Genomic DNA, 23788 nt, shown 5'->3' with positions numbered 1-23788 from the left:
TCACATCCGTGGTGCAGCTGTGACGGGTGTTCCGCACAGGGATTTTCCGAAGTTTTTTGTCGGTGCGCGCGTGTCGGAGGGCCGTGTGACCTGTGCGAATGCCCACCCAACCGCATCGATGGCCTCGTGAACCTCGTTCAGCGCCTCGTGTTAGATGTGGATCGCACACACTGACAATCTGAGCCGGGACGGGGTTTCATCATCGTGACCAACCAACAGACTCCGCGAGAGAGTCTGCTGCCCGATCGACTACGGAACCTCTACGCACTGACCCTCGGTGACGGGATCCGAGATGAGGTGTCGACCGAGAACGTCCTGCTGCACGACGAACCACACCGCCGTCTGCGCCGGTTTGGCAACACCGAACAACTCCGTGCCGCTCGCCGCGCCGGGCGCCCGCCGGTGGTACTCGTTCCGCCTATTGCCGCGCCCGCCAGCTGCTACGACCTCGACCCAGATCACTCGTTGGTCAAGCATCTGCTCCAGACCGGACGCATCCCGTACGTGCTCGACATCGGCGAGATCCGGAGAAGCGACCGACACCTCGGTTTCGAGGACTTCTTCGACGACATCGTCCCGCAGGCGGTCACCCGCGCGCAGAGCGATTTCTATGCCCCGGATCAGGACGTCTCCAGGCGCACCGACGGCCCCGGTCTGGTGGACCTGGTCGCGTGGAGTCTCGGCGGAACGATCAGCCTGCTCACCGTTGCCGCCGATCCCGCCCTGCCCGTCCGATCGGTCACAGCCGTGGGCACTCCCCTGGACTACGCGCTGGTGCCCCCCTATCCCCTCGTACGGCAGTTAACCCGGCCGACCAAGGGTCTGGCGGTCACCGGCATTCTCCGGCTGCTCGGTGGCATTCCCGCGCCCCTGGTGCAGATCGGTTACCGCGGCACGGCATGGCAACGCGAGCTGAAGAAGCCGGCCTTCATCTTGTCCAATCTCGGTGACACCGAAAAGCTCGCACGGATGGAGATCGTCAATCGTTTCCAGCGCGAGTTCCCCGGCTACCCGGGCCGCCTGGCCGAACAGATGTGGGAGTGCTTCATCTATCGGGGTGAACTGGCGACCGGTGTGCTCGACCTCGGAGGGCGCCGCATCGATCTGACAAGCATCGGGGTCCCGGTCCAGCTGTTCGGGAGCCATCGCGACGCCATTGTGCCGTGGGCAGCTGCCCGGCACGGTGTCGACCTGCTCGAGGGATCACCACAGGTACATTTCGACACCGTCGAGACAAGCCATCTGGGACTGATCGCCGGACCCGACGCCATCTCCGGCACGTGGCCGCGCATCGATGAATTTCTGGAGTCATTGCCGGTGGACTCCGCACCGGCAGACGAGTCCACACCGCACGGCGTCGACCGGGCCGAGGTAGTCGAACAAGAGGCCTCGAGCTAGGCCTGTTCCCAGAACGCCGCCTCGATCTCGTCCCGGGTGCGGCGCGCGGCATCGCGCAGTGCTGCCACATCGGGACCGTGACGCAGCACCGACCGAGAGCTGGCCGGCAGCACCCACCGCTGATCGGCGTCGGCGAACACAGCGGGTAGATCGCTCGCCGCAGCTCCTTGGGCGCCAAGGCCCGGGGCCAGGATCGGAGCGCCGAGCTCCCCCAGTTGCAGGCCGTGGTGCCGGGTCGCACCGACCACCAACCCGACAGTCGCGCGACCATCGGAGTTCTCCGCTGCAGCCGCATCGACGATGCTCTGGGCCACCGTCACGCCACCGTCGCCCCGGGCCAGCTGGAGCGACTCCCCCTCAGGGTTGGAGGTGCGGGCCAGCGCGAACACGGCCCGTCCCTTCGAGCGCGCGAGTTCGATGGCGGGGCTCAGTGACCCGAAGCCGAGGTAGGGCGAGACGGTCAGGGCATCGGCGCACAGCGGTGATGCCGGCTCGAGCCAAGCCCGCGCGTACGCGGCCATCGTCGAACCGATGTCGCCGCGTTTCCCGTCGGCGATGACCAGCGCCCCACCGGCCTGACAACCGCTGATCACCGACTCCAGAGCCGCGAAGCCTGCCGAACCGAATGTCTCGAAAAACGCCACCTGGGGCTTGATCACCGCGACGGATCCGGCAAAGGCCTCGACACAGATGTCACCGAACGCACAGACGCCCGCAGCGTCGACCGACAGACCCCACGCCTCGAGCAGTTCCGGGTGAGGGTCGATACCCGCGCACAACCGGCCACGGTCGGTGACCGCCGCCCGGTAGCGGTCGGCAAACGATGTGTCGCCGACAGCACCCGATCTCGCGTCCACCTACGCGCCCAGCATCGTCCGGTGCCGCTTCTGCAGCGACTGCACACCCATGGCCCCGCCCAACGCGGCTTCGATGCCCTGGATCGCCGCGCTGGCGCCCTGCACCGTGGTGATACACGGGATGTTCACCGACACAGCGGCACTACGGATCTCATAACCGTCGATACGCGGACCGGAGTTGCCGTAGGGAGTGTTGATCACCATGCCGATCTCCCCGGCCCGGATCCGCTCGACCACACTGACCTCACCCGCGGGCAGATCGCTGTCAGAGTGCTTGTACACCTGGGTGCACTTGATTCCGTTGCGCCGCAACACATGCGCGGTGCCCTCGGTGGCCAGGATGTCGAACCCCAGATCAGCGAGCCGCTTGACCGGGAACACCAGAGCGCGCTTGTCCTTGTTGGCGACGGACACGAACACCTTGCCGGACACGGGCAGTGAACCGTAGGCGGCCGTCTGCGATTTCGCGAAGGCACGGCCGAAGTCCGCGTCGATACCCATCACCTCACCGGTCGACTTCATCTCCGGGCTGAGCAGAGAGTCGACACCGGTGCCGTCGGCTCGGCGGAACCGGTTGAAGGGCAGTACGGCCTCCTTCACCGACACCGGCGAGGTGTCGGGCAGTTCGGAACCGTCCCCTTCGGCAGGCAACATGCCGCTGGCACGGAGCTCGGCGATGGTGGCGCCCAGCATCACCCGCGCACAGGCCTTGGCCAACTGGACCGCGGTGGCCTTGGACACGAACGGAACCGTGCGGCTGGCCCGCGGATTGGCCTCGAGGACGTACAGGATGTCGTCCTTGAGCGCGTACTGGACGTTGAGCAGACCACGGACACCGATGCCCTTGGCCAGCGCCTCGGTGGACTTGCGGACGTTCTCCAGGTCCGAGCGGCCGAGTGTGATGGGCGGCAACGCACATGCGGAGTCACCCGAGTGGATACCTGCCTCTTCGATGTGTTCCATGACCCCGCCGATGTAGCAGTCGGTGCCGTCGTAGAGCGCGTCGACGTCGATCTCGATCGCGTCCTCCAGGAACCGGTCGACGAGAACGGGGTGCTCGGGCGTGATCTCGGTGGCCCGGGAGATGTAACTGGCGAGGGAATCCTCGTCGTACACGATCTCCATACCCCGCCCGCCGAGCACGTACGAGGGCCTCACCAGCACCGGGTACCCGATGTCACCGGCGATGGCCTCGGCCTGATCGAACGTGGTCGCCATGCCGTACTTCGCAGCGGGCAGACCCGCCTCGCTGAGCACGTTGCCGAACTCACCGCGATCCTCGGCGAGATCGATCGCCGCCGGGCTGGTGCCCACGATCGGCACACCCGCAGCTTCGAGCCGATGGGCCAGACCCAGCGGGGTCTGCCCGCCGAGCTGCACGATGACGCCCTTGACGGTGCCCGATTCCGACTCGGAGTGGAACACCTCCAGCACGTCTTCGAAGGTCAGCGGCTCGAAGTACAGCCGGTCGGCGGTGTCGTAGTCGGTGGACACGGTCTCCGGGTTGCAGTTGACCATGACCGTCTCGTAACCCGCCTCCGACAGCGTCATGGCGGCGTGCACACACGAGTAGTCGAACTCGATGCCCTGACCGATCCGGTTGGGGCCGGACCCGAGGATCAGCACCTTCGGCCGCTCGCGTTGTGGCGCGACCTCACTCTGTGCGGCGGGATCGAGCTCATAGGTCGAATAGTGGTACGGCGTGACCGCCTCGAACTCGGCGGCACAGGTGTCGACCGTCTTGTAGACCGGACGCACGCCCAGGGAGTGCCGTAGGTCGCGGATCGCGGTCTCGTCGTCCACGTCGTCGCGCAGCGCGGCGATCTGCCGGTCGGACAGACCGTTGCTCTTGGCCTCGCGGAGCAGGTTCTCGTCCAGGGTGTCCGCCTCGCGGACCCGCTGACCGAGCTGGTGGACGGCTTCGATCTCGGCGAGGAACCAGGGATCGATGGCGGTCGACTCGAACAGCTGCTCCACGGTCGCGCCCATGCCGAATGCCTGCATCAGGCCGTACAACCGACCGTCCTTGGGCGTGCGGAGCCGTTCGAGCAGTTCGGGGAGCAACGGAGCCGGTTCGTCGGTCTCGGGTTCGGTCCAGAACCCTGCGGCCTTGGTCTCCAGTGAACGCATCACCTTTCCGAGTGCCTCGGCGAACGACCGGCCCAGCGACATGGCCTCACCCACCGACTTCATCGTGGTGGTGAGGGTGTCGTCGGCGCCGGGGAACTTCTCGAACGCAAACCGCGGCGCCTTCACCACGACGTAGTCGAGGGTGGGTTCGAAGCACGCCGGGGTCTTCTTGGTGATGTCGTTGAGGATCTCGTCGAGGCTGTAGCCGACCGCCAGCTTGGCCGCGATCTTGGCGATCGGGAACCCCGTTGCCTTCGACGCGAGCGCCGACGACCGGGACACCCGGGGATTCATCTCGATGACCACCATCCGGCCATCGGCGGGATCCATCGCGAACTGGATGTTGCAGCCGCCCGTGGCGACACCGACCTCACGGATGATCTCGATGGAGAGGTCGCGCATCTTCTGGTACTCGCGGTCGGTCAACGTCATCGCAGGCGCCACCGTGACCGAGTCACCGGTGTGGACACCGACGGGATCGACGTTCTCGATGGAACAGACCACCACGACGTTGTCGCGGTTGTCACGCATCAGCTCGAGCTCGTATTCCTTCCAGCCCAAGATCGACTCCTCGATCAGGACGTTGGCGCTCGGCGACGCCGCCAGCCCGCCACCGGCGATCCGGTTGAGGTCGTCGGCGTCATAGGCCATCCCCGAACCGAGCCCACCCATGGTGAACGAGGGGCGAACCACCACCGGGTAACCGAGGTCGGCCACCGTATCGTGGACCTCTTCCATGGTGAAACACACTCGGGAACGGGCGCTTTCGCCGCCGACCTTGGCAACGATGTCCTTGAACTTCTGCCTGTCCTCGCCGCGCTGAATGGCCTCGAAGTCGGCGCCGATGAGCTCGATGTCGTACTTGGCGAGAATGCCCTGGTCATGCAGATCCACTGCGGTGTTGAGCGCGGTCTGCCCGCCGAGGGTCGCCAGCACGGCGTCGATGGGATATCCGGCATCACGCTCGGCCTCGATCACCTTCTCCACGTAGGCGGCGGTGATGGGCTCGACGTAGGTCGCGTCGGCGAACTCCGGATCGGTCATGATCGTCGCGGGATTGGAATTGACCAGGCTCACCCGCAGGCCTTCGGCCTTGAGGACCCGGCAGGCTTGTGTGCCCGAATAGTCGAACTCGGAGGCCTGACCGATGACGATCGGTCCGGATCCGATGACCAGGACGTGCTTGAGGTCGGTACGGCGGGGCATCAGGCACGCGCTCCTTGCAGCAGAGAGACGAACTTCTCGAAGAGGTACGCGGCGTCGTGGGGTCCTGCCGCGGCCTCGGGGTGATATTGGACGGAAAACGCTCGGCCGTCGATGAGTTCGATGCCTTCCACCGTGCCGTCGTTGGCGCAGGTGTGGCTGATCCGGGCACGCCCGAAGTCGCTGTCGAACTCTTCGCCGGCCTCACCCTCCAGGGCGAACCCGTGATTCTGGGCGGTGATCGACACGGCTCCGGTCGTATGGTCGACCACCGGGATGTTGATTCCGCGGTGGCCGAACTTCATCTTGTAGGTACCCCGGCCGAGCGCGCGGCCCAGGATCTGGTTCCCGAAGCAGATGCCGAACAGCGGGATCCCGTCACCGAGCACGCTGCGGGTGAAGTCCACCGGGTGGTCGGCGGTCGCGGGGTCGCCGGGTCCGTTGGACAGGAACACGCCGTCCGGTTTGATGTCGGCGATGGCGTCGTACGAGGTGCCCGCCGGCAGTACGTGCACCCGCACTCCGTGCTGGGCGAACATGCGCGGGGTGTTGGTCTTGATCCCCAGGTCGAGCGCCGCCACCGTGAACCGGGCTTCGCCCTCGGGTTCGACGACGTACCCGTCGGTGGTCGACACCTCACCAGCCAGATCGGCACCGGACATCTCAGGCGCCTCGACCACCCGCCGGAGCAGTTCGTCCGACCCGGCGAGCGCATCTCCGGAGAAGATCCCGGCCCGCATCGACCCGTGGTCGCGCAGGGTGCGCACAACAGTGCGGGTGTCGATGCCGGCGATGCCGACGATGCCCTGGTTGATCAACTCGTCTTCCAGGCTGCCCGTGGCGCGCCAACTCGACACTCGTCGGCTCGGGTTGCGCACGGCGTACCCACTCACCCAGATCTTGCCGGTGTCGTCGTGTGTGGCGCTGGGATCGTCCGCGCCGTAACGGCTTTCGCCGTCCTCGGTGTTCCATCCGGTGTTGCCGATCTGCGGCGCGGTGGCCACCACGATCTGCCGGTGGTAGCTGGGGTCGGTGAGTGTCTCCTGATATCCGGTCATCGCCGTGCAGAAGACGGCTTCTCCGAGAGTCTGGCCGAGCGCTCCGAAGCTCGTCCCGACGTAACGTTCACCGTTCTCGAGTACCAGCACCGCGGTGGTGGCCGGTTGTTGCTGTGTCACTGCTTCTTCTTTCCGTCCTGCTCGAGAGGTTTGACCCATTCTGGGTAGATGGTCTTGTCGTCGGCGCGAATGCCCGAATCGATCTCGGTTCCCGACGGGAGGAGCCAGCGGATGACGAGGACGCCGTCGGCGGTCATCACCTTGCCTGCCAGGCCCCTTTCGGTGCGGATCGCGGTGATCTGGTCGTCCGGTATCCAGATCGGGTTGGCACCGGTGCGGTCGATGAGGATCCCGGTGTCGAAGCGGCTGATCTCCGCGACGGCACGGTCCCCGTAGTCACCGACGGCCACCCGGTCCTGCCAGCTGGGCGCGATGGTCGATCCGACGTACAACCCCGTGTGCGGGCCCAGCCGACGCGGTCCGAGAGTGGCAGGCACTTCGGGGAACGCACCGAGGAGCAACTCTTGTCGGCGGCCACGGCCTCGCCAGCCGAGCAGCATCAGGCCGACGATGCCGCCCCAGGCGAGAATGACGATCAGGATCACCACAACACCGGTCATCGGGGCGCCCGGACCTTGCCGCCGTGGTTGGTCACCTCACCGCGCAACACCGTCGCGACCACAACGCCGGGCAGGGTGAGACCGTCGAACGGTGAGTTTTCCGAGAGGCTGGCCAGCGCACCGGATTCCACTGTCCATTCCGTGTCCGGATCGACCAGGGCCAGGTTCGCCGGTTCACCGACCGCGATCGGGCGGCCGTGGTCGGACAACCCGGTGATCTCTGCGGGCCGTTCGCTCATCACCTTGGCGACCCCGCGCCAGTCGAGCAGACCGGATTCGACCATCGTCTGCACGACGATCGAGAAGGCGGTCTGCAGTCCGAGCATGCCCGGCCTCGCGTTGGCGAACTCGCAGCACTTCTCCTGCGCGGCGTGGGGCGCGTGGTCCGTGGCCACACAGTCGATGATCCCGTCGGCGAGAGCCTGCCGGAGGGCTGCCTTGTCGCGACCCTCGCGAAGGGGTGGATTGACCTTGTTGACGGGGTCGTATGTCTCCAGGCGGCTGTCGTCGAGGAGCAAGTGATGTGGCGTGACCTCGGCGGTGATCGAAATGCCCTGTCCACGAGCCCATTTGAGCAGTTCGACCGTACCCTCGGTCGATGCGTGGCAGATGTGCACCCGTGCGCCTGCGTCGCGGGCGAGCAGCGCGTCGCGCGCGACGATCGACTCCTCGGCCGCCCGTGGCCAGCCGGTGAGTCCGAGCCTGGCCGCGACGGCACCTTCGTGGGCGATGGCCCCCTCGGTGAGCCGCGGTTCCTCGGCGTGCTGGGCGATGAGTACGCCGAGACCCTTCGCGTACTCGAGCGCACGACGCATGATCAGCGGATCGAAGACACACTTGCCGTCGTCGCTGAACATCCGCACCCCGCCGACGCCGGCGGCCATCGCGCCCATCTCGGCGAGCTGGGTGCCCCGGAGCCCGACCGTGACGGCGCCCACCGGATGCACATCCACCAGGCCGACCTCTTGGCCGCGACGCCAGACGAAATCGGTGATGACGGCACTGTCGGCGACCGGATCGGTGTTGGCCATCGCGAACACCGCGGTGTAGCCACCCAAAGCCGCTGCCGCCGAACCTGTCTCGATGGTCTCGGTGTCTTCCCGGCCGGGTTCACGAAGGTGGGTGTGCATGTCGACGAAACCGGGCAGCAGCACAGCACCCGCTCCGTCGAGCACATCGTCCGCCGCATCAGGGTCGATCGAGGCGCCGATCTCGACGATCTCGCCGCCCTCGATCAGGATGTCCACGGCGTCGTCGCCGTAAGGCCGTACATTGCGGATCAGGAGCTGCGCACTCATGCCACGCCCTCGCTCTCGGTTCCGACCAGCAACGTGAACAGCACGGCCATCCGCATATGCACTCCATTCGAGACCTGTTGCAGCACAGTTGCTTTGGGTGAATCCGCCACCGAGAAACCGATCTCCATGCCACGCAGCATCGGTCCCGGGTGCAGCACCACGGCGTGGTCGGCGAGCAACGCCGACCGACGGTCGCTGAGCCCGTACCGGATGGAGTACTCGCGCGCAGACGGGAAGAAACCACCGTTCATCCGCTCCGCCTGAACGCGCAGCAGCATGACCGCGTCGACGGCGGCGAGTTCGGCATCGAGACTGTGCGACACCTCGACGGGCCACGCCTCGACACCCACGGGCAGCAGCGTGGGCGGAGCGACGAGAACCACCTGCGCCCCGAGCATGGCCAGGAGGTGCGCGTTGGAGCGGGCCACCCGCGAGTGCAGCACGTCGCCGACGATCGCGATCCTGCGGCCTTCGAGCGAGCCGAGACGCTGCCGCAGCGTCAAAGCGTCGAGTAGTGCCTGGGTCGGGTGTTCGTGGGTTCCGTCACCGGCGTTGATCACCGATGGTCCGGTTCCCTCTTCCCATGTCCACTGCGCGATCTGATGGGCCGCACCCGATGCGGGATGTCGGACGATCAACGCGTCCGCTCCGGCGGCACGGAGGGTCTTGGCCGTGTCGCGCAACGACTCCCCCTTGTTCGCCGAGGAACTCGACGCGCTGACGTTGATCACGTCGGCGCTCATCCACTTGCCCGCGACCTCGAAGGACACGCGGGTGCGGGTGGAGTTCTCGTAGAACACGGTCATGATGGTCCGGCCACGCAACGTCGGCAGCTTCTTGATCTCGCGGCCCACCAGGGCCTGCTCGAACCGTTCGGCCTCGTCGAGGAGTTCGGTGGCCGACTCGCGGGTCAGGTCGGACACCGACAGCAGATGCCGCATCAGATGTTCCCGGTTCGCAGGATCACGCGGTCCACACCGTCGTGCTCGCGCAGATGGACCTGCACGTCTTCGGTACGGGCGGTCGGGATGTTCTTGCCCACGTAGTCCGCACGCAGGGGCAGCTCCCGATGCCCGCGGTCGACGAGCACCGCCAGTTGCACCGCGGCAGGTCGGCCGAGATCGCGCAGGGCATCGAGCGCGGCGCGCACCGTACGACCCGAGTAGAGGACGTCGTCCACCAGGACAACCAGTGCACCGTCGACGCCGCCGGCCGGAACCGCGGTCGGTTCCAGGGCGCGGTGCGGTTTGGCACGTAGATCGTCGCGGTAGAGCGTGATGTCGAGGTACCCGACCGGCACGTGGACGCCGGCGAACTCGGCGATGTTCTCGGCGAGCCGGCGAGCGAGAAAGATACCGCGGGTGGGGATTCCGATGATGACCACTCGAGGCGCATCGGCGTCGTCCAATGCGGTCTTCTCGATGATCTGATGCGCTATGCGCGCTATGGTCCGTCCGACATCGGCGTCGTCGAGTAGCTCGCGACCCGTGTCGGTACCGTCGCCCTCGGGAGTCGGCACAGTAATCGGGACCTCCTTCTCCGCCTCTCTGGACGGATCGTTAAAGGATGTCGGTCACTGCCGTGGACACCGACATCAAAATGCCTTCGTCCGGAACAGTTCGTGCATCAGGTTATCAGGCCGGGGCCGCCGCACCGCGACGGCACCGGCCGGTCTCACGCGTCCTCGGACGGTGACTGCTGCCCCAGCGACGCACGTACCTGCGGCGCGAGGAGCACGATGCGACCGAGCACACCGTTGACGAATCCAGGGGAATCGTCGGTCGAGAGTTCCTTGGCCAATTCGACGGCCTCGTCGACGACAACAGCGGTCGGAACGTCCGTGGTGTTGAACAACTCCCAGGTGGCGAGCCGCAGGATCGCGCGATCCACGGCGGGGAGCCGCGGCAGCGTCCACTCACGCAGATGCGACTCGATCACCGAATCGATCTGGCGGGCATCGCCCGCGACACCCTCGATGATCTGAGCGGTGTAGTCGTGGATCTTGCCCATACTGTCGTCGCCGAGCGCGATCTCACGCCGCTGGGCGATCAGCTCGATCGGTGACTCGTTCTTGACCTCGGCCTCGAAGAGCAGGTCGACCGCGCGTTTGCGGGCCTTGTGGCGGGTGCCGGATTTCTTGACCAATGTCACGAGTTGACGCGGCCGAGGTAGCTGCCGTCGCGCGAATCGACCTTCAGCTTGTCGCCAGTGTTGATGAACAACGGCACCTGGATCTCGGCACCGGTCTCCAAAGTCGCGGGCTTGGTGCCACCGGTGGAACGGTCGCCCTGGACGCCGGGATCGGTCTGGGACACCAGTAGTTCGACGGTGACCGGGAGTTCGATGTACAGCGGCACGCCTTCGTGCGTGGCCACCTGCACGGTCATGTTCTCGAGCATGAACTTGGCTCCGTCGCCCACGGTCTCCGGGTTGACGTTCAACTGCTCGAAGGTCTGCCCGTCCATGAACACGTAGTCGCTGCCGTCGTTGTACAGGTACGTCATGTCGCGGCGGTCGACCGTCGCCGTCTCCACCTTGACCCCGGCGTTGAACGTCTTGTCGACGGTCTTCCCCGAGAGCACGTTCTTGATCTTGGTCCGCACGAAGGCAGGACCCTTACCGGGCTTGACATGCTGGAACTCGAGGATCTGCCAGAGCTGACCCTCCATGTTGAGCACCAAGCCGTTTTTGAAATCCGAAGTGTTGGCCACGTCTGTTCTTCCTCTCACCCGCCCCGGGCATCTTGTTGCGCGACGTCCTGCTCGCGCCGGGGCGCACGGTCAGATGACGGTGAATGTCTTGTCGGTGGTGGTGAGCAGATCGGGTTCGCCGTCGCGGATCACGAGGGTGTCCTCGATCCGAACGCCACCTCGGCCCGGCAGATAGACACCGGGTTCTACGGTCACCGCTGCACCGCAAGGTAGTGTACCCGTGCTCAGCTTCCCGATGGACGGCGCTTCGTGTATCTGCAGGCCGACGCCGTGTCCGAGACCGTGCACATACTGCTCACCGAACCCCGCCGCGTCGATGATCGATCGGGCTGCCGCATCCACCTCGCCGGCGTCGACGCCGGGTGCCAGCGCCTCCCGACCGGCCTGCTGCGCCTGTGCCACCAGGTCGTAGATCTCCCGTTGCCAGGACTCGGCTCTCTCCAATACGTACGTGCGGGTCATGTCGGAGTGGTAGCCACCGACCACCGCACCGAAGTCGATCTTGAGCAGGTCGCCCGCCCCGAGCACGGCATCGGTCGGCCGGTGGTGAGGAACGGCGGAGTTCGCCCCGGTCGCCACGATCGTCTCGAACGACACGGCCTCGGCACCGCGCTCGAACATCGCCCATTCGAGTGCCCTCGCGACCTGACGTTCTGTTTTGCCCGGAACCACGAGGCCGTCACCGAGGATGTCGGCGAGCGCCAGGTCGGCCGTCTGACAGGCGGTCCGGATCTGTTCGATCTCGTCGTCGTCCTTGACCATCCTGAGGTCCTCGACCAGCGCCCCCACCGGCTTCAGGGTCTCGGCGCCGGTGAGGATTGGCAGCAGCCGCTGATGTGTTTCGACGGTCACCACGTGTTTCTCGAACCCGATCCGTGCGCCGGACCCCACCAGGTACTCGGTGAGCGCGGAAGGGCAATCGCGGGCGATGATCGCGGTGAGGTCGGGGGCCTGTTCGGCGACTTGGGTGAGATACCGCCCGTCGGTGCTGATCCGGTCATCACCGGATGCAGTCACCACAAGAGCGGCATTGGACCCGGTGAATCCGGACAGATAGCGAACATTGACCAGGTCCGTGACGAGAATCGCATCGACGCCGGCCGCACTGAGTCCCGCTCGAAGGCGGTCCCGCCGCCCTGCGTGGGCCGCGTTCGCGGGATCTGCGGCCACTCGACTGATGGGGGCGGCGGTCTGCGCCGAGGTGTCGGATGTAGCGCTCATGGCGTCCAGGCTAGTGCGACTTCGCTCTCCGGGGATGGTCAACGCACCCCTGCGACCGGGGACGCCGACATCCGAAAACGTCGGTTTTGTGGGCCCTGCCACAAAAAGACGTGGCGCATCGGTACGCTGCTCACATGATTGCGTGGTTGCTTCGTGGCTTGGTGATGTCGGCGGTGCACATCGGTGCCCGGGTTCTGCTTGCTTTGGCGATCGTGCAGTGGCCACTGGAAGCCACCTATTGGAAGACCATCGCCATCGCGTCCGTGGTCCTCGTGGCACTCATCTGGGGCGGAATCGACGGCCTGCTCGACGGCCGCGCGCACGCTGACCCGGACGACTACGACGACCTGACCATGCGCTGGCTCAAAGCCGGCCTGCTCGCCGGGCTGATCTCCGCCATCGTCGGCTGGGTACTCGGCAATTGGGTGTTGGCCGGAATGGGCCAGAACTCGCTGGCGATCGAGATCTTCGCAGGCGGCGCGTTCACCACGCTCCTGATCTTCGTGCCCGCGCTTGTCGGCGCCGCACTGGGCCGGTACCTCACGCGTCGCCAGCATCGCAAGAACGAGGCGAACCGCGAGCGTCAGGACGACAACCGCCGCGACCAGCGGTATGCAGATGACGACGATGCCGCATACCAGCGCACCCAGCCAGTCGGCCTGAACAAGTAACCGGTCTAGCAGGTACCCGGCGTGGGCCGACCGGCCCGCCGTCAGGGCCGGCCGGTCGATCGGTCGCCTAGATGAAGATCGCCCCGCCGGACGGTTCATCCTTGGCGACGGTCGAGTACGCGGCCGCGAGCAGTGCGGGGTCGGGCGCTTCCAGACGGCCCGGTTTCGCCAGACCGTCGAGCACCACGAAACGCAGCATTCCGGACCGGTTCTTCTTGTCCCCCGCCATGCCTTCGAGCAGATCGGGAAGCGCGTCCGGGTCGTAGGCGACCGGCAGTCCCACACTTTCCAGAACCGCCTTGTGCCGGTCTGCGGTCGCGTCGTCGAGCCGTCCGGCCAGTCGGCCGAGTTCCGCAGCGAAGACGAGTCCCACCGACACCGCGGCACCGTGGCGCCAGCGGTACCGCTCCCGGCGTTCGATGGCGTGTCCCAGCGTGTGACCGTAGTTGAGGATCTCCCGGAGCGCAGACTCTCGCAGATCGGCCGCGACGACCTCTGCCTTGACCCGCACCGATCGCTCGATCAGCTCGGTCAGGATCGGCCCCGTAGGGTCGAGCGCCGCCTGGGGATCTGCCTCGATCAGATCGAGGATCACCGGGTCGGCGATGAATCCGGTTTTGATCACCTCTGCCATGCCGGCCACGATCTCGTTGTGCGGCACGGTTTCCAGGGTCGCCGTGTCGATCAGGACCGCCCGCGGTTCGTGGAAAGAGCCGACCAGGTTCTTACCGGCGTCGGTGTTGATCCCGGTCTTGCCGCCGACCGCGGCGTCGACCATGGCCAGCAACGTGGTGGGCACATGCACGATCGGGATGCCCCGCATCCAGGTGGCGGCGACAAAGCCGGCGAGGTCGGTGGCCGCTCCACCCCCGAGGCTGACCACGACGTCGTTGCGTTTCATGCCGATGCGGCCGAACACTTCCCAGCAGAACGCGGCGACGGAAAGGTCCTTGCCGTCCTCTGCATCGGGAATCTCGACCCGGTGCGCGTCGAAGTCGTTTTCTGCCAACGTCTTTCGGATCACTTCAGCGGTCTCGGCGAGCGTCGGCTGGTACAGGATGGCCACCGAGTCGGCACCGGCGACCGACTCGACGAGTTCGCCGAGCAGGCCCTTTCCGATGATCACCTCGTAAGGGCTCTCGCTGTTCACCGGCACCCGGATCGGTGTTGAGTCCGCGGTCATTGTCTCGCTTCCTGCGTGGTGAGTTGACTGATGATCTCGTCGGCCACGAGCCGTTGATGGGGCTGTGCGTCCACGACGATCGTTGCGATGTCTCGATAGACGGGGTCTCGTTCGGCGAGCAGATCGGCATAGACCTGGGCCGGGTCGGGAGCCTGTAGCAGTGGACGCTTGGATCCCGAGACACGGGCGAAGCCCTGCGCCGCGGTCACGTGAAGGTAGATGACGTTGTGACCGGCGAGCCGTTGCCGAGTCGATTCGGAGAGCACCGCGCCCCCGCCCAGCGACACGACGCCCCGCTCACCGGCGAGCAGGTCCGCCACCACATCTTCTTCCAGAGCCCGGAACGCGGGCTCGCCGTCTCCCGAAAAGATCTCGGGAATCGTTCTGCCACTTCGCCGTTCGATCTCGCCGTCACTGTCGATCCAGTCGACCCCGAGCAAGCGGGCCAGCTGCTGACCGACCGTTGTCTTGCCGGATCCCATGAAGCCGATCAGCACGGCCCGTGGCCCGGAAGTCACGGCTGCGGTAGATGCGCGGCGACGCGTTTGAGGTAGCCCGCCAGGTTGTCAGCGGTCTCGTGAGCCGAGTCGCCACCGAACTTCTCCAGCGCCGCCTGAGCGAGGACCAGTGCGACCATCGACTCGGCAACCACTCCTGCTGCGGGAACCGCACACACATCCGACCGCTGGTGGATCGCGGTGGCCTGCTCGCCGGTGGTCATGTCCATGGTGGACAGCGCCCGAGGCACAGTCGAGATCGGCTTCATCGCCGCCCGCACCCGGATGAACTCGCCGTTGCTCATGCCGCCCTCGAGGCCGCCGGCCCGGTTGGTCGACCGGACGGCACCATGGGGTCCGGGCACCATTTCGTCGTGTGCCGCACTCCCCCGGCGACGGGCGGTTTCGAACCCGTCACCCACCTCGACACCCTTGATTGCCTGGATGCCCATGAGTGCGCCGGCCAGACGGGAATCGAGTCTGCGGTCTCCGCTGACATGTGAGCCAAGGCCGATCGGGACTCCGGTGGCGACCACCTCGACGACGCCGCCCAAGGTGTCGCCGTCCCGCTTGGCGGCCTCGATCTCGGCGATCATCGCTGCCTCGGCATCGGTGGAGTATGCCCGCACGGGGCTGGCGTCGATCTGCGCGAGATCGGCGTGGGTGGGGGCTGCCCCGATGTACGGATCGGAGGCGCCGATGGAGATGACGTGCGAGAGCACCTCGATGCCGAGTACCTGACGCAGGAAGTTGCGGGCAACCGTGCCGATCGCGACCCGGGCCGCGGTCTCACGTGCACTGGCCCGTTCCAGCACCGGCCGCGCGTCGGCGAATCCGTACTTGAGCATGCCCGCGTAGTCGGCATGGCCCGGACGCGGGCGGGTGAGCGGCTCGTTGCGGGCGATCCCCTCGAGTTCCTCGGCGGGCACCGGGTCGGCAGACATGACCGACTCCCACTTGGGCCACTCGGAGTTGGCGACCTCGATGGCGACGGGACCACCCATGGTCACACCGTGGCGCACACCGCCGATCATGGTGACCTTGTCGGCCTCGAACTTCATCCGCGCACCACGTCCGTAACCGAGGCGGCGACGAGCCAGTTGGTCGGCGATCTCGGACGACGTCACCTCGACACCGGCCACCATTCCTTCCAGAACGGCAACCAATGCGGGCCCGTGGGATTCTCCGGCAGTACTCCAGCGCAACACAGTGGTCAATTGTTCCACGCGTCGCCCGCCAGGCCCTCACCAGATCCCACAGACGAGCGCCGTGGCCGCGCACAGCGCCGGGCCATGGGGCTGTGGCCGTCGATCTCCGGTGACCACCGCAGGCACCACGGTGAGGATGTGGGCCAGGACGATCACGGCCAGTACGGCTGCGGCGGAGCCCGCCAGGGCGCCCACGGTGATGGCGAGCTTCACGTCCCCGCCCCCGCAGGCGTGCAGCGAGAAGGCCACGAGGTAGATGCCGACGGCGACGATCAGACCCGGTGTGGCGGCGGGGTGAATCGCGACCGCGACGAGGGAGGCAACTGCAGCGGGCACCGTCAGTGCGTTCGGCAGCCGGCGCGTTCGCAGATCGGACACGGACAAGGCCACGAACCAGATCGCCAGCACGGGCATGAGCATCTGCACAACGCCAACAATGGACGTTGCCACCGGCCGCGAGGGCTCCGATCAGCGCGGCCTGTGGATGGCTGCGCTTCTGTGGACAGATCAAGCCAGTACGGCGGCCATCGCCTCTCGCGGTGCCGGTCTGCCCGTGAATTGTTCGACCTGGCCGTATGCCTGGTTCAGCAGCATCACCAGACCACCCACAACTGCGCCACCCCGTTCGGCGACAGCGGTTGCCAGAGGGGTGGGCCACGGGCTGTAGATCACGTCGAAGAGGCGGGGCGCGGCGGCAGCGACGTCGACGAGGGGCTCGGTAGCGGCCGCAGGGACCGTGTTGACCAGCACCGCGCACTCGCGCGAACGTTTTGCCAGTTCCGGTCCGGGTTCAAATGCGATCACCTCGGTCCGCAGGCCGAACGCATCTGCGACGGCAATGGCTTCCGCAGCCCGCGCGGTGCTGCGTGCAACCACCGTCACGTGGCCCACGTGGACTCCCGCGAGTGCTGCGAGAACGGGCGCAGCGGTCCCGCCGGCGCCGAGAACCACGGCGGACGCACCGCCGAGGTCACCGACACCGAGTTCGGTCAACGCTGCCGCCGCCCCATCGATGTCGGTGCAATCGGCCCGCCAGCCACCATCGGTTCTGACCAGTGTGTTCGCCGAACCGACCTTCGCGGCCCGCTCGGTCCGGGTCTGCGCCACGTCCAGCGCGGCCCGTTTGCCGGGCATGGTCACCGACAGACCGATGTACCGATCGTCGAGCCCGCTCACCAGAGCTGGTAGCTGCTCGGCCGTGCACTCGATACGTTCGTACGTCCAGTCGCCCAGGCCCAGGGCCCGGTACGCCGCGAGATGGAGGTCGGGCGAACGTGAATGGCTTACCGGCGACCCGAGGATCGCGGCGGCCCGACTAACCACAGTTCGTCTGCAGCACGCCGTTGTCGCAGGCCTGCTGCCGATTGCGCTTGTGCTGCTCGAAATCGTCGGTGAACAGCGTTGTGCCCTGCTGATCGATGGACACGAAGTAGAGCCAATTGCCCACCGGCGGGTTGAGCGACGCCTCGAGTGCCGGCTGACCGACCGCACCGATCGGTGTGGGCGGCAGCCCCTTCTGCTGGTAGGTGTTCCACTTGGTGTCCGCGGTGAAGTCGTCGCCGGCGACGTCGATGTTCTGGATCGCCGAGGTGTAGTTCACCGTGGAGTCCATCTGCAGTGCCTGATTGTCGTCGAGCCGGTTCACCACGACCCGAGCGACCTTGGGGTAGTCGTCGGCCCGGTTGACCTCGCGTTCGACGATCGAGGCGGTGACCAGCGTCTGATACGGGGTCATGTTGCTCGACGTGGTGCCCGATTCCGGCAGGCCCCACTGCGCAAACAGGGAAGCGCTGCGCGAGATCAGGTAGTTCAGCATCTGCACCGGGCTCAGATTCGGGTCGATCGCTTCCCACAGCGTCGGCGCGATGAGCCCTTCGATCCTGCGGTGGTCGCCGGCCAGCGCGGTGACCGCGTCGGTCGCCCACGACGGGACGCCCAGTTCCTGAGGTGTCGCGGTGGCTGCCGCCTGGGCCAATTCCTCGACGGTCACCCCGCTCTCCTGTCCGTTCAGGGTGAGCGAAGTGGCTTCGGCGACGCGAGCGAAGACCCCCGGCGTCGTCTTGCCGTCGATGCCTTCCTTGGTGTCGAGCTGCAGGCCCTCGGGAATGACCACCGGGCCCACCCTGTTGTCGTCGGTGAGCATGGAAACAGCTGTGCTGGCGGGGATCTCGGTGCGCAGCTTGTAGAAGCCCGCCGAGATCGGCTTGCCGTCGGCCGCGGTGGTGAAGGCGCCCACACTGGCCACCACCTTGTTCTCCTTCAGGATCTCGCCGAACGCGGTGAGCGACGAGTCGGGCGGGATCTGCACCACCACATCCGACGTGCCCGCGGTGTTGGAGAAGTCCGAGTTGTCCGGTCCGCCGAACTGCCCGGCCAGCCGGAGTCCGGCGTAGCCGATTCCGCCGACGAGAAGCACCATGAACGCCACCGCCGCGGCGATGACAACCCTCTTGCGTTTGCGGCGCCGCTCGGCTGCCGCACTGCGTTTGGGCGAGCGGTCCCGGGTGGGCAGTGCCGATCTGGGATCAGGGCGTCGTCGCGACGGCGCAGAGGCCGGATCCAGGCCCGGAACGGCCACGCCGTCGCGTTCGCCGCGTTGACGCCTGTCGAAATCTTCGCGACCGGGGTCCACATATGGACCGGTCGCATCGTGTGGCGCCACGGGATCGTAGGCACGTGGGTGGCGAGAGCCACGGGGATCGGGCGGAACCGGGTTCGGTGGCGGAGCGTCGAATGGCGTGTCCATCCGCGACCCACTGCCCGGAGGGGGCCCGGCGGGCGGGACCGGTGGACGGGTCGACTCGGGCGGAGCCCACGACGGATCGGACGATGGTCCACCGCCGGGCCACTGTTGTCCGGTGGGCGCCGCGTCGGCACCGCCCGGTCGGATGGTTCGCGGCCCGTGACGCCCAGAACGATTGCCACCACCGTCTGCGCCGCGGGTGAAGTACTTCAGCCGCTCCGGGTCGTAGTCCTGTGCCGAACGGCTGCGACGATGACCGGGAGGCTGATGCTGTTCCCGGCGGTCGCCGTGACCGCGGCCGGTGGCCCGTTCATCGGATCGATCGTCGCTCACCCGCGTCCTTCCTGACGGCCCGCCTGCATGTCTTGACGGTTCGCCTGCAAATCCAACCATCCCTGCAAGATCGCTGTGGCGGCCGCCTGGTCGACAACCGATTTCTGCGCCTTCGCCCGCACACCCGAGCTGCGAAGGGCCTGCTGCGCGGTGACCGTCGAGAGGCGTTCGTCGCTGTAGAGCACTGGGATGGGTGAGATCCGGTCTGCCAGCGCGTTTCCGAACTCGGTCGCCAGTTTCGCCGCGTGGCCGTGCTCGTCACGCAGGGTTTTCGGTAGCCCGACGATGACCGCGACCGCCTCGTACTCGGCGATGATCTCTTCCAGCCGACGAAGGTCCCCGTCGCCGCCGGCAGTTCGCGCCACGGTCTCCACCGGAGTCGCGAGGATGCCATCGGGATCGCACGACGCGACCCCGATCCGGACACTCCCGACGTCGATGGCCACGCGCCGCCCCCGCGGCGTGAGCGTCATCGATTCGCGCCGACCAGGTCGCGCAGCCGAGACAACGCGGCATCGATGCCGGCGGCGTCGGTACCCGACCCCTGGGCGAGATCTGGCTTTCCGCCGCCGCGACCTGAGACCAGCGGCGCCAGATCCTTCACCAGGTCGCCGGCCTTGATACCCGCGTCACGGGCTGCAGCGGTGGTGGCGATCGCGAAAGGGACCTTGTCGTCCGACACCGAGAAGAGGGCGACGACCGCAGTGTCCGAGCCGACACGGCCACGCAGGTCGCCTGCGAGCGTCCGCAGGTCACCGGCGTTCATCCCGTCGAGTGTGCCGGAGACCACCAGCACGTCACCGACCCGGACTGCGTCGTCGATGAGCGAGCCCACCGAGGCCTTCGCGGCGTCGGCGCGCATCTTCTCGATCTGCTTCTCCGCGTCGCGCAGTTTGCCGACCAACGTCTCGACCCTGGCTGGGACCTGATCGGACGGCACCTTGAGGCTCGAGGCCAGACCGGCCAGCAACGCCCGCTCCTTGGCGAGGTAGCGGTAGGAATCCAGACCGACGTAGGCCTCGATCCGCCGCACCCCCGACCCCACCGAGGACTCCCCCAGCAACGTGACCGGGCCGACCTGAGCTGACGCACCGACGTGGGTGCCGCCGCACAGTTCCATCGAGAACGGCCCGCCGATCTCCACCACTCGCACCACGTCGCCGTAGTTCTCGCCGAAGAGTGCCATGGCGCCCATCGCCTTGGCCTCGGGCAGGTTGGTCTCGAAGGTGTTCACCGGGTAATTGGCCTCGACCGCGGCGTTGGTGATCTCCTCTATCTCCCCGCGCTGGGCCTCGGTGACCGGGCCCTGCGCACTGAAGTCGAAACGGAGATAACCCGGCCGGTTCAGGGAGCCGGCCTGGGTCGCGGTGGGCCCCAGGACCTGCCGGAGCGCTGCGTGCACGAGATGGGTTCCGGAATGCCCCTGCGTGGCGCCGTGACGCCAGGCGGTGTCCACCTGGGCGAGCACCACATCGCCTTCGGCGACCTCGCCTTCCTCGACCACCGCCCGGTGCAGCCACACCGTCTTACCGAGCTTCTGGACGTCCTTGACCTTGATCCGGAGTCCGGACGACGTCGTGATGCTGCCGATGTCGGCGATCTGGCCACCGGATTCTGCATAGAGGGGGCTGCGGTCGAGAATGACCTCGACCTCTTGGCCCGCCGAAGCACTGCGAACCTTGCCTCCGTCGGCCACGAGTCCCAACACCGTTGCCTCAGAGACCAATTCATCAAAACCGGTGAAGACGGTGGGTCCGCGGTCGAGGAACTCCCGATAGACACTCAGGTCGGCGTGGCCGGACTTACGAGCCGTGGCATCGGCTTTGGCGCGCTGACGCTGTTCTGCCATCAGTGCGGTGAAGCCCTGTTCGTCCACCGACAGTCCGGCTTCGGCGGCCATCTCCAAGGTGAGGTCGATCGGGAAGCCATAGGTGTCGTGTAGCGCGAATGCATCTCGTCCGCTGATCCGGGTGGCGCCCGACGCCTTGGTCGTCGCCGCGGCGTCGTCGAACAACTTGGAGCCGGCGGTCAGGGTCTTGAGGAACGCGTCCTCTTCCCCGACGGCCAGGGACACGATGCGCGAACGCTGTTCGGCCAGTTCGGGATACGACGTCGACATCGTGTCGATGACGGCCTCGGTGAACCTGCCGACCGTGGCGCCCGAGGCACCGAGGAGACGGGCCGATCGCACGATGCGGCGCAGGAGGCGGCGCAGGACGTACCCGCGGCCGTCGTTACCGGGTGTGATGCCGTCGGCGATGAGCATCACCGCGGTGCGCGCGTGGTCGGCGATCACCCGGAATCTGACATCGTCCTCGTGGTTGCCTGCGCCGTAGGTGCGGCCGGTCAACTGCTGTGCGATCCCGATGACGGGGGCGAGCAGGTCGGTCTCGTAGACGTTCTCCACCCCTTGCAGCAGGCACGCGACACGCTCGATGCCCATGCCGGTGTCGATGTTCTGCTTCGGCAGTGGCCCGAGGATCTCGTAGCCGTCCTTGCCGCCACCAGGTCCACGCTGGTTCTGCATGAACACCAGGTTCCAGATCTCGATGTAGCGGTCCTCGTCGGCTTCGGGTCCACCTTCGACTCCGTAGGCGGGCCCGCGGTCATAGAAGATCTCCGAACAGGGTCCGCAGGGCCCCGGGACACCCATCGACCAGTAGTTGTCTTTCATCCCGCGGCGCTGGATGCGTTCGGCGGGTACGCCGATCTCATCGCGCCAGATGGCTTCGGCCTCGTCGTCGTCGAGGTACACCGTCGGCCACAGCCGGACCGGGTCGATCCCGAATCCGCCGTCGGCCACCGGGTTGGTGAGCAACGTCCACGCGAACGTGATGGCCTCGCGCTTGAAGTAGTCGCCGAACGAGAAGTTGCCCGCCATCTGGAAGAAGGTGTTGTGGCGGGTGGTGATACCCACTTCTTCGATGTCGAGTGTCCGGACGCACTTCTGGATGCTGGTGGCCCGGGTGTACGGCGGATTCTGCTCGCCGAGGAAGTAAGGCTTGAACGGCACCATGCCGGCGTTGACGAAGAGCAGGTTGGGGTCGTCGAGGATCAGTGACGCGCTGGGTACCTCGGTGTGCCCGGCCTTGATGAAGTGATCCAGGAAGCGCTTCCTGATCTCATGCGTCTGCACTGGTTCAGTCCTTACTCATCGGGGCGTGCCGCTCGGCGTGTCGCCGGTAAACGGCCGTGTTCACACTACCGGTGTCGGCCCCGGAATCAGGTGTTGGAGCGGCCGCGGCCACGAATGATGTTGCGGAGCCGTCCGAGACGGGGGCCGATCTCGCGCTCGTATCCGTGATCGGTGGGCTCGTAGTAGTCGACGCCGACCAGTTCGTCCGGCGGGTATTGCTGCCCGACGACGCCGCCGGGTGCGTCGTGGGGGTAGCGGTAACCCACGGCATTGCCGAGTTTCGCCGCGCCGGCATAGTGCCCGTCACGCAGGTGCGCGGGCACCGCGCCTGCCCGGCCGCCCTCGACATCGGCGATCGCTGCGCCGATGGCCGCCACCACACCTGCGGATTTCGGGGCCGTCGCCAGGTGAATCGTCGCCTGCGCCAACGCGAGCCGCGCCTCGGGCATACCGATGAGTTGAACCGCCTGCGCCGCAGCGGTCGCTGTCTGCAGCGCCGTCGGGTCGGCCATCCCGATGTCCTCACTGGCGTGCACGACCAACCTGCGGGCGATGAACCGTGGGTCCTCGCCTGCCGTGATCATGCGGGCCAGGTAGTGCAGTGCGGCATCCACATCCGAGCCGCGGATCGATTTGATGAACGCGCTGATCACGTCGTAGTGCTGGTCGCCATCACGGTCGTATCGAACGGCAGCACGATCGACTGCTGACTCGACATGCGCGAGGGTGACCTTTGTCGTCGCGCGGGAGGTACCGCCGTCGGCCATCGAATCAGCAAGTGCCGCATCGGCTGCCGCTTCCAGCGCCGTGAGGCCGCGACGCGCGTCGCCCGCCGAGATCTTCTCCAGGTGGTCGAGGGCGTCGTCGTCGATCGTGACCGCCCCGTCGTAACCGCGAGGGTCCGATGCCGCCCGCTGTAGCAGCTTCCGGATGTCCGGCCCTTCCAGGGACCGCAGTTGCAGCACCAGGGATCGCGACAGCAACGGCGCCACCACGGAGAACGACGGATTCTCGGTGGTGGCCGCAACGAGCAGCACGATTCGGTTCTCCACCGCATCGAGCAAGGCGTCCTGCTGCGTCTTGGAGAAGCGATGGACCTCGTCGATGAAGAGCACGGTTTGAGTGCCCGCGATCAGGCGGCGGCGCGCCGCGTCGATCACCGCGCGGACTTCCTTGACCCCCGACGACAGGGCCGACAGTGCTTCGAACCGTCCGCCTGCTGCGGTGGAGATGAGCGAGGCCATCGTCGTCTTGCCGGTACCGGGTGGGCCGAACAGCAGTACCGACGCGGCCCCCGAACCATCGATCAGCCGACGCAACGGAGATCCGCTCTCCAGCAGATGCTCCTGTCCGACAATCTCTTCCAGTGTCTGCGGTCGCATCCGCACGGCCAGGGGTGATCCCGCGGAGGCGCCGGGCAGACCCTTGGTGATCGTGTCGGGCGGTGCTTCGGGTGCGGCAAAGAGCCCACCCTGTTCGTCGGTCATGGCCAAGGCCGGATGTCGGTCATCTCGTGCGGCC

At 66.7% G+C, this 23788-nt stretch carries 21 protein-coding genes; 2 read left to right on the top strand and 19 right to left on the bottom strand.

The annotated features are described in order from the left end of the window. Positions 1-237: 237 nt before the first annotated feature. Positions 238-1398 (top strand): polyhydroxyalkanoate synthase family protein, encoded by a 1161-nt coding sequence (locus WIMU1_RS13710; RefSeq protein ID WP_371850300.1) that lies wholly within the window; start codon positions 238-240, stop codon positions 1396-1398. Here the strand turns inward: WIMU1_RS13710 and pyrF are convergent. The 10 genes from pyrF to WIMU1_RS13660 all read right to left on the bottom strand — a co-directional run bounded on the left by pyrF (position 1395) and on the right by WIMU1_RS13660 (position 12496). Continuing rightward, positions 1395-2255, bottom strand: a complete 861-nt coding sequence (gene pyrF, locus WIMU1_RS13705; RefSeq protein ID WP_062798005.1) for an orotidine-5'-phosphate decarboxylase — start codon at positions 2253-2255, stop codon at positions 1395-1397. The genes WIMU1_RS13710 and pyrF overlap by 4 nt on opposite strands. Further along, a complete protein-coding gene (gene carB / locus WIMU1_RS13700; RefSeq protein ID WP_062798003.1) occupies positions 2256-5591 on the bottom strand; it encodes a carbamoyl-phosphate synthase large subunit in 3336 nt (1111 codons plus the stop codon). Beyond that, a complete protein-coding gene (gene carA / locus WIMU1_RS13695) occupies positions 5591-6766 on the bottom strand; it encodes a glutamine-hydrolyzing carbamoyl-phosphate synthase small subunit (RefSeq protein ID WP_033334891.1) in 1176 nt (391 codons plus the stop codon). The genes carB and carA overlap by 1 nt, the downstream gene beginning before the upstream one ends. Further along, a complete protein-coding gene (locus WIMU1_RS13690) occupies positions 6763-7266 on the bottom strand; it encodes a PH-like domain-containing protein (RefSeq protein WP_023959463.1) in 504 nt (167 codons plus the stop codon). Before WIMU1_RS13690 ends, carA begins: the two co-directional genes overlap by 4 nt. Further along, positions 7263-8564: a dihydroorotase gene (locus WIMU1_RS13685; protein ID WP_062798002.1), complete on the bottom strand. Its 1302-nt coding sequence runs from the start codon at positions 8562-8564 to the stop codon at positions 7263-7265. The genes WIMU1_RS13690 and WIMU1_RS13685 overlap by 4 nt, the downstream gene beginning before the upstream one ends. Beyond that, positions 8561-9505: an aspartate carbamoyltransferase catalytic subunit gene (locus WIMU1_RS13680; RefSeq protein WP_023959467.1), complete on the bottom strand. Its 945-nt coding sequence runs from the start codon at positions 9503-9505 to the stop codon at positions 8561-8563. Before WIMU1_RS13680 ends, WIMU1_RS13685 begins: the two co-directional genes overlap by 4 nt. Further along, positions 9505-10083: a bifunctional pyr operon transcriptional regulator/uracil phosphoribosyltransferase PyrR gene (pyrR, locus tag WIMU1_RS13675; RefSeq protein WP_062798000.1), complete on the bottom strand. Its 579-nt coding sequence runs from the start codon at positions 10081-10083 to the stop codon at positions 9505-9507. Before pyrR ends, WIMU1_RS13680 begins: the two co-directional genes overlap by 1 nt. Positions 10084-10238: 155 nt before the next feature. Next, positions 10239-10715 carry a transcription antitermination factor NusB gene (gene nusB / locus WIMU1_RS13670; RefSeq protein ID WP_243404307.1) on the bottom strand — a complete coding sequence of 159 codons (477 nt, stop codon included), beginning with the start codon at positions 10713-10715 and terminating at the stop codon, positions 10239-10241. Beyond that, positions 10712-11275, bottom strand: a complete 564-nt coding sequence (efp, locus tag WIMU1_RS13665) for an elongation factor P (protein ID WP_023959473.1) — start codon at positions 11273-11275, stop codon at positions 10712-10714. Before efp ends, nusB begins: the two co-directional genes overlap by 4 nt. A gap of 69 nt (positions 11276-11344) precedes the next feature. Beyond that, the gene (locus tag WIMU1_RS13660) at positions 11345-12496 is read right to left on the bottom strand and encodes a M24 family metallopeptidase (protein ID WP_084248246.1); all 1152 of its coding nucleotides are present in this window, start codon (positions 12494-12496) and stop codon (positions 11345-11347) included. A 134-nt stretch (positions 12497-12630) separates the two neighbouring features. Between WIMU1_RS13660 and WIMU1_RS13655 the strand changes: the two genes are divergently transcribed. After that, on the top strand, positions 12631-13167 hold the full coding sequence (locus WIMU1_RS13655; protein WP_062798578.1) for a B-4DMT family transporter: 537 nt from the start codon (positions 12631-12633) through the stop codon (positions 13165-13167). Between the two features lie 67 nt (positions 13168-13234). Here the strand turns inward: WIMU1_RS13655 and aroB are convergent, their stop codons facing one another. The 9 genes from aroB to WIMU1_RS13610 form a co-directional block, all read right to left on the bottom strand. Then, a complete protein-coding gene (gene aroB / locus WIMU1_RS13650) occupies positions 13235-14350 on the bottom strand; it encodes a 3-dehydroquinate synthase (protein ID WP_062797998.1) in 1116 nt (371 codons plus the stop codon). After that, entirely contained in the window at positions 14347-14832 is a 486-nt protein-coding gene (locus WIMU1_RS13645; RefSeq protein ID WP_084248290.1) for a shikimate kinase, read from the bottom strand. Before WIMU1_RS13645 ends, aroB begins: the two co-directional genes overlap by 4 nt. A 32-nt stretch (positions 14833-14864) precedes the next feature. Then, positions 14865-16073 carry a chorismate synthase gene (gene aroC, locus WIMU1_RS13640; RefSeq protein WP_062797994.1) on the bottom strand — a complete coding sequence of 403 codons (1209 nt, stop codon included), beginning with the start codon at positions 16071-16073 and terminating at the stop codon, positions 14865-14867. A gap of 18 nt (positions 16074-16091) precedes the next feature. Then, positions 16092-16505, bottom strand: a complete 414-nt coding sequence (locus WIMU1_RS13635; RefSeq protein WP_062797993.1) for a prepilin peptidase — start codon at positions 16503-16505, stop codon at positions 16092-16094. A 57-nt stretch (positions 16506-16562) separates the two neighbouring features. Then, positions 16563-17378, bottom strand: a complete 816-nt coding sequence (locus WIMU1_RS13630; protein WP_062797991.1) for a shikimate dehydrogenase — start codon at positions 17376-17378, stop codon at positions 16563-16565. After that, on the bottom strand, positions 17371-19131 hold the full coding sequence (gene mltG, locus WIMU1_RS13625; protein ID WP_062797990.1) for an endolytic transglycosylase MltG: 1761 nt from the start codon (positions 19129-19131) through the stop codon (positions 17371-17373). Before mltG ends, WIMU1_RS13630 begins: the two co-directional genes overlap by 8 nt. Then, positions 19128-19604, bottom strand: coding sequence for a Holliday junction resolvase RuvX (gene ruvX, locus WIMU1_RS13620; protein WP_023959491.1), 477 nt, complete (start codon positions 19602-19604; stop codon positions 19128-19130). Before ruvX ends, mltG begins: the two co-directional genes overlap by 4 nt. Then, positions 19601-22267: an alanine--tRNA ligase gene (alaS, locus tag WIMU1_RS13615; protein ID WP_062797988.1), complete on the bottom strand. Its 2667-nt coding sequence runs from the start codon at positions 22265-22267 to the stop codon at positions 19601-19603. Before alaS ends, ruvX begins: the two co-directional genes overlap by 4 nt. A gap of 86 nt (positions 22268-22353) precedes the next feature. Next, positions 22354-23754, bottom strand: a complete 1401-nt coding sequence (locus WIMU1_RS13610) for a replication-associated recombination protein A (RefSeq protein WP_062797987.1) — start codon at positions 23752-23754, stop codon at positions 22354-22356. Positions 23755-23788: the final 34 nt, after the last annotated feature.

The organism is Williamsia muralis NBRC 105860 (genome assembly GCF_001598915.1).
GTDB lineage: Bacteria > Actinomycetota > Actinomycetes > Mycobacteriales > Mycobacteriaceae > Williamsia > Williamsia muralis.
The sequence above is the reverse complement of the archived record's forward strand: the minus strand, read 5'-3'. Positions and strand labels throughout refer to the sequence as shown.

Coding starts and splice junctions, on each gene's coding strand:
- carB (WP_062798003.1), bottom strand. CDS start 5,591: ATGCCCCGCCGTACCGACCTCAAGCACGTCCTGGTCATCGGATCCGGA.
- WIMU1_RS13690 (WP_023959463.1), bottom strand. CDS start 7,266: ATGACCGGTGTTGTGGTGATCCTGATCGTCATTCTCGCCTGGGGCGGC.
- WIMU1_RS13685 (WP_062798002.1), bottom strand. CDS start 8,564: ATGAGTGCGCAGCTCCTGATCCGCAATGTACGGCCTTACGGCGACGAC.
- WIMU1_RS13680 (WP_023959467.1), bottom strand. CDS start 9,505: ATGCGGCATCTGCTGTCGGTGTCCGACCTGACCCGCGAGTCGGCCACC.
- WIMU1_RS13660 (WP_084248246.1), bottom strand. CDS start 12,496: ATGAGCGCTACATCCGACACCTCGGCGCAGACCGCCGCCCCCATCAGT.
- WIMU1_RS13655 (WP_062798578.1), top strand. CDS start 12,631: ATGATTGCGTGGTTGCTTCGTGGCTTGGTGATGTCGGCGGTGCACATC.
- aroB (WP_062797998.1), bottom strand. CDS start 14,350: ATGACCGCGGACTCAACACCGATCCGGGTGCCGGTGAACAGCGAGAGC.
- WIMU1_RS13645 (WP_084248290.1), bottom strand. CDS start 14,832: ATGGGATCCGGCAAGACAACGGTCGGTCAGCAGCTGGCCCGCTTGCTC.
- ruvX (WP_023959491.1), bottom strand. CDS start 19,604: ATGACGCTCACGCCGCGGGGGCGGCGCGTGGCCATCGACGTCGGGAGT.
- WIMU1_RS13610 (WP_062797987.1), bottom strand. CDS start 23,754: ATGACCGACGAACAGGGTGGGCTCTTTGCCGCACCCGAAGCACCGCCC.